8 protein-coding genes and 1 pseudogene are annotated in these 11340 nt (G+C 38.2%); all 9 read left to right on the forward strand.

What is annotated here, in order from left to right; translation table 11 throughout:
• The first annotated feature begins 151 nt into the window (after positions 1-151).
• The 9 genes and pseudogenes from OCV99_RS13045 (at position 152) to OCV99_RS13085 (ending at position 11234) form a co-directional block, all read left to right on the forward strand.
• Complete coding sequence (locus OCV99_RS13045) at positions 152-595, forward strand: very short patch repair endonuclease (protein ID WP_158371136.1); 444 nt, start codon at positions 152-154, stop codon at positions 593-595.
• Between the two features lie 170 nt (positions 596-765).
• Complete coding sequence (locus tag OCV99_RS13050; protein WP_158371137.1) at positions 766-2238, forward strand: ATP-binding protein; 1473 nt, start codon at positions 766-768, stop codon at positions 2236-2238.
• Positions 2235-3587, forward strand: coding sequence for a hypothetical protein (locus tag OCV99_RS13055; protein WP_158371139.1), 1353 nt, complete (start codon positions 2235-2237; stop codon positions 3585-3587). The genes OCV99_RS13050 and OCV99_RS13055 overlap by 4 nt, the downstream gene beginning before the upstream one ends.
• Positions 3588-3600: 13 nt before the next feature.
• On the forward strand, positions 3601-5046 hold the full coding sequence (locus OCV99_RS13060; protein WP_158371141.1) for a Z1 domain-containing protein: 1446 nt from the start codon (positions 3601-3603) through the stop codon (positions 5044-5046).
• Positions 5030-6052 (forward strand): PD-(D/E)XK motif protein, encoded by a 1023-nt coding sequence (locus OCV99_RS13065; RefSeq protein ID WP_262575636.1) that lies wholly within the window; start codon positions 5030-5032, stop codon positions 6050-6052. The genes OCV99_RS13060 and OCV99_RS13065 overlap by 17 nt, the downstream gene beginning before the upstream one ends.
• Positions 6039-7823 (forward strand): AIPR family protein, encoded by a 1785-nt coding sequence (locus OCV99_RS13070; protein ID WP_158371144.1) that lies wholly within the window; start codon positions 6039-6041, stop codon positions 7821-7823. The genes OCV99_RS13065 and OCV99_RS13070 overlap by 14 nt, the downstream gene beginning before the upstream one ends.
• Positions 7807-9579: a DNA (cytosine-5-)-methyltransferase gene (gene dcm / locus OCV99_RS13075; protein ID WP_262575638.1), complete on the forward strand. Its 1773-nt coding sequence runs from the start codon at positions 7807-7809 to the stop codon at positions 9577-9579. The genes OCV99_RS13070 and dcm overlap by 17 nt, the downstream gene beginning before the upstream one ends.
• An 85-nt stretch (positions 9580-9664) precedes the next feature.
• Entirely contained in the window at positions 9665-10030 is a 366-nt protein-coding gene (locus OCV99_RS13080) for a COG3415 family protein (RefSeq protein ID WP_158371146.1), read from the forward strand.
• A gap of 349 nt (positions 10031-10379) precedes the next feature.
• Positions 10380-11234: pseudogene (locus OCV99_RS13085) on the forward strand (KilA-N domain-containing protein).
• The last annotated feature ends 106 nt before the right edge of the window (positions 11235-11340 follow it).

Here is an 11340-nt window from a genome sequence, read left to right on the forward strand (position 1 = left end):
TGTAAGTTGGGGTGATAAGGGTATAATTGAAAAGTCTCCTATGTTGAAATAAGATTGATGCCACAAGCAAAACTCAAGAATAGTAGGAGGCGGCAAACTATCAGTTGAACTGGTGATTGCTAACTTTTTAAAATGATTTGGAGTTGATGTGGTGGATAACCTTACCAAAGAACAAAGACATAAAAATATGCAGAATATTAAGTCCAGTGGAACTCGTATTGAAGTAACATTAAGAAAAGCATTATGGGCGAGAGGGTTCCGATATAGAAAGAATTATGCTATGTTGCCAGGAACACCGGATATTGTACTTACTAAATATAAAATAGCGATCTTTTGTGACAGTGAGTTTTTTCATGGCAAAGACTGGGAAGTTTTAAAACCGCGTTTAGAAGCAGGGAATAATTCTGCATATTGGAAGAAAAAGATATTAAGAAATATGGAGCGGGATAAGGAGGTAAATAAGACGTTATTTTTTTTAGGATGGACAGTAATCCGTTTTTGGGGAAAAGATATTTTGAAAAATTGCGATGAATGCATTAGAGTAATTGAAGAATGCATTTTTGATATAATAATGACGGAAAGCGTTTCGGAATAGAATATTTGATGAATGATGATGTATTTGATTCCTGTTCAATCCGAATTATGTGATGCTTAAGATGGAAATATAGAATGTATACTAATGTGAAAAATAAACAGATAATATGAGTAGTTGGCAGTGGATACTGATATTTTCTATTTGAAATACTACCGAAAGGAACCGTAATTATGGCGCAAAATATTGAATCTATACCAGAAGCCAGACTTCTTTTGATGTCTTTACGTTCGGTTGGATATACTGAGGAAACAGCGATTGCTGATATCATAGATAACAGTATTTCAGCAGATGCAACAGCAATACATATAAATTTTTATTGGGATAAGCAGAAAATTATTATTTCAGATAATGGTAAAGGTATGGCCAAAGAGTCGCTTATCCGAAATATGCGCATTGGCTCCGCAGATCCGGCAGAGATTCGTAAAGTCAAGGATCTGGGGCGGTTTGGCATGGGAATGAAGACGGCAGCATTTTCTCTCGGAAAGCGATTGACAGTAGTCACGAAATCAGACGGTAACTATTCAAATGCCGCATGGGATCTTGACGCAGTTACAGAAATCGGTTGGAAATTATTGATTCAAGAGGATAATGAATTAGCTGAGTATTACCCGTTGATTAAAGACGAGGGTACCGTCGTTATCATTGAAAAACTTGATCGCCTGATCGATAGTACTAATCTCTCAAAGTCAAAGAACAGATTTTATAGAATGATAGACAGGACAGAGAAGCACATCAGCCTTACATTTCATCGTTTTATAGAAGAAGAGGGGATTTCTCTTTATTTGCAGGGAAAACCCATTGTGGCATGGAATCCGTTTATTCTTGAGAACAGAGCTACGGAAGAGAAGCCGGAAGAATACTGTTATTCTGAAGATGGAAACCACCTAGTTGTTATTCAGCCATACATCCTTCCTCACAAAACAAAATTTGCATTAAAAGAGGATTATGACAAAGCTGGAGGTTTTAAAGGCTGGAATTTTCACCAAGGTTTTTATGTTTACAGAAATAAGCGACTTATTGTATATGGGACATGGTTTGATTATGTCAAAAAGGAACCTGCATATAATCTTGCAAGGATTAAGCTAGACATCACTTCAGACAGTGATGAACTCTGGAGCATAGATATTAAGAAATCAACCGCATCACTTCCGTTGTTTGTGAAGGATACTATTGAACATATCATTGATGTAACGGTTGAGAATTCTGCAAGAGTTTATAATTCACGTGGAACATATTCAAGGAACAGCACTGTGCCCAATTTGAGTTATGTATGGGAACAGCGCAAAGTAAATGGAAGATATACATTTCATATTAACAAGAAGCATACATTGCTGACCAAGGTAAAAGAACAACTGGATGATCACGGGAAAGAGGCTCTAGCAGCATACCTTGCCCTTATAGAAAATTTTGCACCATTTATGGTGTCCGGAGTGACAGCAACTCTCCAGGGAGCAGCTAGTACTCATAAAACGGATATATCTTCCATAGAGTATCGTACTGAAGTTAGTGAATTGAAACGGTATATGGCCTTATTTAAGAAACAAGGATTTACAAACGAGGAAATCAGGACTACTTTTTTGGAAATGTCTAACTACAGGCATTTGAAACAGATAATCCTGCAGATGACGGAGGAAGAATCATGATTCGAATACCAAATGGATTGAGTAAATCAGAAACAGATTTATATAAATATCTATTTACAAAATGTGATGAATTGATTAGAGAGGGATTGACCATTCAGGAAGCGATACAAAGCGTGGTAACTAAGTTTGCCCCGTTTGTTACAGACGAGGTGACTCTTAGGCTGTTCCTTCAGTCAGAAATTACTGTGTTTTCAGATCCAACGATTGCAATTACAACAGAAGAGGTCAGGCAAGACAGATGGTGGGATGAACAGAAAGCGAATCCTTCTTTATCAGCAGAATATTGGAACAGATATTATGACTATATGCGCCTTAAGCCATCATGGAGCATACGCGCAATAAATGATATAGATTATTCTACGGATAAAGTGATGAACGCTTTGTCTAATCCACATTCTTTGAATGAAAAAGAACGCATGGGATTGGTGTTTGGATATGTACAATCCGGAAAAACAGCACATTATATTGGACTGATTAACAAGGCATATGATGCCGGATACAAGATCATTATTGTTTTGTCCGGTATCCATAATAGCTTGAGGAGCCAGACGCAGGCACGAATAGATGAGGAAGTGCTTGGATATGAAACAAGCATAGAGTACTTGCAACATAGCGAGATGGAGAAAAATCGTATAGGTGTTGGTGTTGGCAGGCAAAACGAAATATTGGGGACCATGCTTCAGTCGATCACTACTCGTGACGAGAAGGGAGATGTAACCAAGAATACAATTGGTGTAAATGTAAATCCGCCATTTGTGATTGTTACAAAGAAAATAGCTACCGTTCTTAGGAATGTTATCAAATATTTTGAAAAAAGCCCGATAGCAGATTCGGAAAATGGGAAAAAATTCATTCCATCTGATTATCCTGCATTGATTATTGATGATGAGGCGGATCAGGCCTCCATAAACACAAAAGAAACTAGGGATAAAGATGGGAACTATTTAGATGAATACAATCCCTCTACAATTAATGGACTTATAAGAAAGCTGTTTATGCTTTTTAAGTGCAGATCATATGTAGGATATACAGCAACGCCATATGCAAATATTTTTATTGATTCCAAAACTCCGGATAATCCGTTTGGTAGCGATATATTTCCAAGAGATTTCATTTTCAAGGCTCCAAGATCAAGCATGTATGTTGGAGCACGGGAGTTTTTCGGCTTGAATGGAGATGAAACAACTCCAGTTATGCCTTTATACAGGAAAATAGAGAATGGTTCGAGCTATCTTGGAAAAGGAACCAAATCAGATGATTCGGTTGGTCCGATACCGGAAGATATGAAAAAAGCTGTCAGATATTTTGTGGTTTCAACAGCTTTAAGAAATTGTCGGGGGGCAGGTTAGTAAACCTAATACTATGCTGATTCATGTTATCCGTTTTGTAAGTCAGCAGAATCAACTGAAGAAGAAAGTCAAAGAATATTATGAAGATCTTGAGAACCAAATACGTTATGGGGATTTTGAGACAAAGGAAGAATTGAGAGGTATCTGGGAAAATGATTATATTCTAACAACAAAAAAGATGAAACAGTATTTCCCGAGATATATGGATGGGTGCAATGGCATTTCATGGAACGAGATATGGGCTGAAATTGTTAGGATTGCAACTAAAAAAGAGATTACCATATACAGTGTAAACGGAAAGAGCAAGGATTCGCTTATATATAAGGATCATGAAGGAAGGACCTTTAATGTCATTGTTATTGGTGGAGATAAATTGTCCAGAGGATTGACACTTGAAGGGCTTACCATTAGTTATTTTACAAGAGGATCTAACACTTATGATACCTTGATGCAAATGGGACGTTGGTTTGGTTTTCGGCCGGGATATTTGGATGCATGTAGGCTCTTTACAACAAGTGATCTTTATGGTGCATTCTCGCATATTTCCATGGCAACAGAGGATTTGGCAGAACAGTTTGAATATATGGATGAAGTGGACCAAACTCCTAAAGATTTCGGACTAAGGGTTGCGACACACCCGACTTTACTTATCACAAGCCGTAATAAACTAAGAAGTGGGTTAGAGACAAACCGCGATTTCAGTTGTAAATTAAGCCAGACTAGAGTGTTTGATATTGATGGAGAAACCTTCGATCATAACTTTAAGGCTGTTGAAGTGCTACTCAAGTCTATCGGGAAGCATGTTACAGAAGAGCAATATAGGGATGAATTTCAAAAAGATAAACCAGGAAACCACTACTTCTGGAGAAAGGTCTCTGGACAATTAGTTGCATCATTCTTTGAAAATTATGAGACTTCTGCAACCGCTTCTAGGGCCAATAGTAAATATATGGCGGATTATGTCCGGGAGATGAACAGGATAGGGGGGTTAACAGATTGGACAGTATGTCTGATTAATATCCGGCGGAAGGACAGAAATGATTTTCAGATTGCAGGGTTGTCTGTTGGAGCCGGTATATACAGAGAAGAAGGTAGAGGGGTGGACTCTGGTGCGGGTAACACGGTATCTATTCATACAATGACATCTGCTGGACATGAATACTATGACTACACAGAATCATCGGATAGGAAACGTGAAGAACTTAAAAGGAAATTTGAACTTGAGGGAAAAAGAGGAATAAGTGAGAGGGTTAGGAGTGCTACCAGAGAGTTCAGCAAAGGGCTACTGTTGCTCTACCCAATTGCTGATGCAGGGAAACTTCGTGAATCTATGGACGGGCACAAAACACCGTTTGGTTTTGCTGTAGTATTCCCAGATAGGCATGGAAAAGGAGATTTGAAATCATACCGCTTAAATGATATTGCAGTGGAGAAAGATAACGATGAACTATACAACTGAAATGTACACATTTATTAAAAATGATATCCAGAACAGAGATAATTATCCCGGCCGTAATGCCAGCCGCATGTTGGAATATGTCAATGGGATTATTATGGTCTTTTCTATTGAAATTGTTTCGCTGAGAAGAGAGGCTTATATTTCACTTGCTGATTTTCCAGAAGGAATTCAATTCCCTAAGTGGCGAGGCATTTCAATAGATATAGCTCAGCTTCCGGTATATGGGAGTGACAGATATTATGTAAGATTCGTTCAACTCCCGGAAAGTGAAGATTATATTTTTGAAATTGTTGTAGAGGATTTAAGGCAGGCTGTCGCAAGACTCCAGAGTTCGGAAAACGGTATAAATACAATAATTGACATATTAACAAAATGGAAGCGGTTCTTTCAGTCGGAGAAAGGTCTTGTGATGACAGACGAATTGCAGGAAGGCTTATATGGAGAACTGATATTTCTTGAAAAATTGTTAACATCGATAGGAACATCATCTGTAGCTAACTGGGTAGGAGGAGTAAAAGAAACGCATGACTTTTACTTTGGCAGTAATGCAGTGGAAGTCAAGACCACTTCCAGAAAAGAGCCTTATAGTGTACAGATTAGCAGTGAATATCAGCTGGATGTCAAAGATGTAGCTGACAGATTATTTCTTTATGCAGTTGCATTGAGAAAAAGCAAACAGTCTGGTGAACGATTGCCGGAGATTGTCTCAAGAATACGCGATAGACTGATTGGAGATTCTTCCATGAAGATGAGATTTGATGATATGCTCTTACAGTATGGATACATAGATGGCATAGAAGAACTATATGTTACAGGATTTCATATCAGAGACACATATGTATATGAGGTAAAAGGCGAATTTCCCCAAATTATTAGAACTATGCTTCGGCCGGGTGTGTCTAAAGTGACCTATGAATTGTCCCTGTCTCAGTGCACTCCTTATATTTGTTCTGATGAGCAGTTAATTCGAGTGTTAAGGGGAGGTGGAGTGTATGATCAGCAATAGGATTTTAGAATTTTACACAGAAATGAGAGAAGAGATTATGACCGGGGTAAAAAACCGGGAATATGAATCAACCAACGCTGCTTTCAAGAATGTGTTTACTTCATATCTAACGGAAACGGGTGATACATCTATTGCTGACTGTGTTTTTCTTGACTTTAAGAAAGATGCAGACAAAATGCGGCTGGATGGCTATGCCTACAGTGAGTATTTTCATTCCCTGACTCTGCTTATCAGTGTATATGAAGCTAAAGATAATCCTGGGAAGCTGTGGAAAACGGAAATTGATAAACAGCTGAAGAAAGCTTTAAAATTCTATAGATATTGTAGCACAGATTATTTCAAGGATATGGAAGAGTCTGGCGAAGGGTTTCAAGCATTTGAATTTATAGATGTACATAAAAAAGATATTGAATCTGTAACAATCGTTCTTATCACAAATAATGAGGCAGTACCATTTGTTCCTGCTGATACAAAGATTGGAAAGGTAACAATCAAATATGATGTGTGGGACATTGAAAGACTCTACAATGCAGTGTTTACCGGTGAGAATGTATCAAAACAATTAGTTGTGCGGTTGAAGAAGAAATACAAAGCGCCGTTGACTCTTATTCGTGTTCCCGCAGTCAATGATACATATGATTGTTATGTTGGGGTTATTTCAGGAGAAGTGCTTGCCAGAATTTATAAAGACGAAGGTCAGGAGCTGATTCAGAAGAATGTAAGGTCATTTCTGCAGGCAACAGGAAAGGTAAATAAGGGTATCAAAAACTCACTTGCTACTGAGCCGGAAATGTTCGTGGCATATAACAATGGAATCTCCACAATTGCGGACAGTATTGTTGTAGATGAGTCTTCACACGGAGATGTAGTAATTATTAATGAAATAACAGGCTGGCAGATTGTTAATGGAGGCCAGACAACAGCGTCAATATATAATGCTCTTCAAAGCAAATTGAATCTTGGAAATGTTTTTGTGCAGATAAAGCTTACTGTCATAAAAGAGCATGACCAGGATGATGAGATTATCCACAATATATCTCAATATGCAAACAGCCAGAATAAAATTAATATGTCTGACTTTAATGCAAATGATCCTTATCATGTCAGAATGGAACAGATATCACGTGCCACATTCATTCCAGTTGAGAGAGGTAAAGGAACTGACCAATGGTTTTATGAGCGTGCGCGAGGACAATATTTGGTTGAGTTGGGCAGGCAACCAACTCCAGCGACAAAGAAACAGTTTAAGGCTAGGTGTCCCAAAAACCGTTGCTTGTCAAAAACAGTTGCAGCAAAATGTATGATGGTGTGGATGGGGCATCCGGACATTGTAAGTAAGGGTCTTGAAACAAACTTTGTGTACTTTTCAGAGAAAATTCAAAATGGAGAAGTGCCAAAACCTTCTGTACAGGCATATACAGAAATGATTGCGCAGGTAATTTTGTTTAATACAGTAGATAAAATTATTGCCAATGCCAAATATGGCGGATTTAAAGCACAACAGGATTATTACACGGTAGCACTGATTGGCAGATACTACCGTGAGCATGTTAATCTGCAGGAAATATGGAAATCACAAGCACTTTCAGACGAATTAATAGCAATAATTCCGGAAGTAGCTGATTTTGTGTGGCGGCATTTTCAGAATCCAACTGTCCCAGGAGTAAATACAGGGCAATGGTGCAAGAAGGAAGAATGCTGGGAACTTCTGCAAAGCCGCTTTGAAAGCAGTAAGTTATATGAGAGGAATAAAAATGTACAAGATAATTGACTTGTTTGCCGGAGCTGGTGGGTTAAGCCTTGGTTTTCAGCAAACCGGAAAATTTAATATTGTTATGGCGGCGGAGAATAACCCAAATGCAAGAGATACTTATTCTCGTAATCATCCAAACACAGAAATTCTCAGTGATGTTAAGGAAATTGATTATAAAGATATCCGGCGTAGATATGGAGCAATTGATGTGGTCATTGGGGGACCGCCATGCCAAGGGTTTTCGAACGCGAACAGACAACGCGCAACAATCAGCACAAACAATGGTTTGGTAAAGGAATACGTGAGGGCTATCATTGAACTAAAGCCATCTATGTTTGTGATGGAAAACGTCAGTATGCTGAAGTCTGATGTTCATCGTTTTTATTGTACTGCAGAAGATGAGGAAATGATTCATCGTTTACAGATTTCGTGTAGAGATGATATTCTGGAACTATCGAAATCATTTCAGGGACTCGAAATTTTGTTAGAGAGCGTGAAGAAATCATTTCAGGAATACAGGGAGTATTTATGGGATGCGAAATTTTTCCGTGCAGTCAATATCTTATTTAAAAGAATCAATAGTAAGGATAAGTTTAATAATTCTTTTGAAAAATACAAAAAACAGCTCAGGAAGTATGCAGAGAGCGAGGAGCGATGTATTCCAGCAGATGAAATCGGGCAAGTATATGAAGAATTGTATGCTGTTCTACTGAAAGATTATAAAAATCCCAATGGATCGGTGGAATTGACCGAAACTATAAAAGTATCTGCAAGCTTACAGCGGATGTATGTTAAATACGCAGAACTGAAAAACAATAATATTGAGCTGGGTGATTTTATATGGGATAAAGGAGTCTGTGTAAAGATTCGATCATATTCCGTACTGGATTATATTAAAAGCACTCTTGAGCATGAATTATTTCCATACAAGATTGCATGTACGACATTAAACGCTGCAGATTTTGGAGCACCACAGAGAAGAGAGAGGTTCGTTATAATTGGGAGTAGGATTGGGGAGAAACCTCAATGGCCAACAGGCTCTTTTACAGAAGAAAATTATCGCACTGTTCGCCAGGCAATAGAAGATCTTGAGCAAATTGAAACTTCGGCGGACCAGTTTGCCCCTGAAATACCTCTCGATGAGGTTGATTATGGTAATAATGACTTGTTGAGAACTCTCCGTGATAGTGATACTTTGAGGAATCATTTCAACACTGCCACAGGTAAGATTGCACAAAAGCGGTTTGATGCACTTGAGGAGGGCGGTAATTTTCACACGCTTCCTGATGAGCTGAAGAGTACATATTCAGACGGAAAAAGAACACAAAGTACGATTTACTTAAAGTTAAAATATGATGAACCGTCCGGGACGGTTGTCAATGTTAGAAAGTCTATGTGGGTACATCCTGCCATAAGCAGGGCGTTAAGTGTAAGAGAGGCAGCAAGATTGCAGACATTCCCAGATAGTTTCGTTTTTATGGGAACAAAGGATTCCCAATATCAGCAGGTTGGAAATGCCGTGCCGCCTATATTGGCAAGAGCTATCGCAGAAACTGTCTTGAAGTATTTAGATTCACATGAAGATGCCCCAGAAAAAGATAAGATACTTATTGAAATGGTTACAGATCCAGAGGCAACGCAGATGGAAATTGCCGAAAGAGCTGGAATATCTCAGTCAGCAGTAAGTATGAATACAAAAAGAATGATTAGTGAGGGGCTGATCGAAAAAATTCAAACGGATCAAAACAAGAAAGTATGGAGCGTAAAACGATAGACTGAATTCAAATATTCATAAAATATAATTCAGATGAAGTGCAAATGCCTATCCGAATACGAGTGGGGTTAGTGAGGAAATTCGGTTGCACAAAGAAAACACAGTCGAGAGTATCGTGCTCTTGTCCCACAAATCACCAGATAGTGTCATTAATGTGAAAGTGGAATTTGGAGAAGGCGAAGGAAAAGTGCCGTTGGCTGCAATAGCGGAGCGTGCAAAGAAATATCAGCCGAAACCGAAAATCACATATAAGATGATACAGGAATATGTGGAAAAGAGATATGGATTTAAGGTGCATACTGCATATATCGCAGAGGTAAAGCGGTCATTAGGTCTGACAATGTATGATGCACCAAATGCGGTAGAGGAATTGAAACAGCCGCGAAAGCGTCCGCCGAAAGAAAAGGTAGAAGCGATAACGGAGGCACTTAAGTATTTTGAGGTAATCTAATGGATGAAAAGATTTATCAGATTGCAGAACAGATAGTCCAATTACATCAGAAAGCCTATGAGGTTTATTTGCCATTGGTTGAAGATGTGTGTAATAGAACTGTGTCATAAGATGAATTAGCACATTTGCTTGATTATTTACTGGATTTTGCTTGTGACGAGAAAATACTGGGATTGTATAAAAGAGTATGTAGAAGGTATTTGTATATATATCCTAGTTGTATTAAGAGTTATATTGAAGCATATCGGGAAATGTGGGAAGATGAGGGGGAATGCTTAGAAAATGATTTGTAAATTAAATGGCAGATAAGCATTTTAAGAAACTATGATGTGAGAATAGGAGAATGTCTATGGTAAAAATTGTGAAAGAAACTATCCATGCAAAAGGTATTGATATTGGCATTTATACTACGAATTTTGAAAATGAATTTATTTCATTAACGGATATTGCAAAATATCGAAATGAGGACGACCCGCGATTTGTGATTCAAAACTGGATGCGCAATCGTAACACAATCGAATTTTTAGGCGTTTAGGAAGAATTGCATAATCCAGATTTTAACCGTGTGCAATTCGAGGCGGTTAAAAATGGGGCGGGATTAAATCGTTTTGTCATGACACCCACAAAGTGGATTACACAGATGAATGCCATTGGCATTGTTTCAAAAGCAGGACGCTACGGAGGAACATATGCCCATAGCGATATCGCCATGTCTTTCGCGACTTGGATTTCTCCAGAGTTTCAGTTATATATTATGAAAGACTATAGGCGTTTAAAGACAGATGAAAACAGTCGGTTGTCTTTGAATTGGAATTTGAACAGAGAAATTTCTAAGTTGAATTACAGGATACATACAGATGCAATTAAAGAAAACCTGATTCCACCAGAATTAACGCCCGCACAAGTGGCGTATACCTATGCTAATGAAGCAGATATGTTGAATGTTGTTTTATTTGGGAAAACCGCAAAACAGTGGAAGGATGAAAATCCAACTGTTAAAGGGAATATGCGGGACGTAGCAACATTGAATCAGTTACTGGTCCTTGCAAATTTAGAAAGCTATAATGCTGTTTTAATTAATCAGGGCAAAAGTCAAAAAGAACGAATGGAATTATTAAGACAGTTAGCGGTACAGCAGTTGCAGACATTGGAGACAGTAAGTTTAAATAATTTGCCAAGAATAGAAATGGAAATGCGTAAGTGATAAAAGGCAAATATACGGTAGTGTAAAGTAGTCTATGAAAAAATGGAGCTGAAAAAATGGCTCCATCGGAACCTTGAAAATTGCAGATATATTAGCTTTTGGCGGT

This window comes from Dorea acetigenes (genome assembly GCF_025567385.1).
GTDB classification, from domain to species: domain Bacteria; phylum Bacillota; class Clostridia; order Lachnospirales; family Lachnospiraceae; genus Claveliimonas; species Claveliimonas acetigenes.

Excerpts from the sequence above, each read along its gene's own strand:
- OCV99_RS13050 (WP_158371137.1), top strand. The coding sequence starts at position 766 with ATGGCGCAAAATATTGAATCTATACCAGAAGCCAGACTTCTTTTGATG.
- OCV99_RS13055 (WP_158371139.1), top strand. The coding sequence starts at position 2,235 with ATGATTCGAATACCAAATGGATTGAGTAAATCAGAAACAGATTTATAT.
- OCV99_RS13060 (WP_158371141.1), top strand. The coding sequence starts at position 3,601 with ATGCTGATTCATGTTATCCGTTTTGTAAGTCAGCAGAATCAACTGAAG.
- OCV99_RS13065 (WP_262575636.1), top strand. The coding sequence starts at position 5,030 with ATGAACTATACAACTGAAATGTACACATTTATTAAAAATGATATCCAG.
- OCV99_RS13070 (WP_158371144.1), top strand. The coding sequence starts at position 6,039 with ATGATCAGCAATAGGATTTTAGAATTTTACACAGAAATGAGAGAAGAG.
- dcm (WP_262575638.1), top strand. The coding sequence starts at position 7,807 with ATGTACAAGATAATTGACTTGTTTGCCGGAGCTGGTGGGTTAAGCCTT.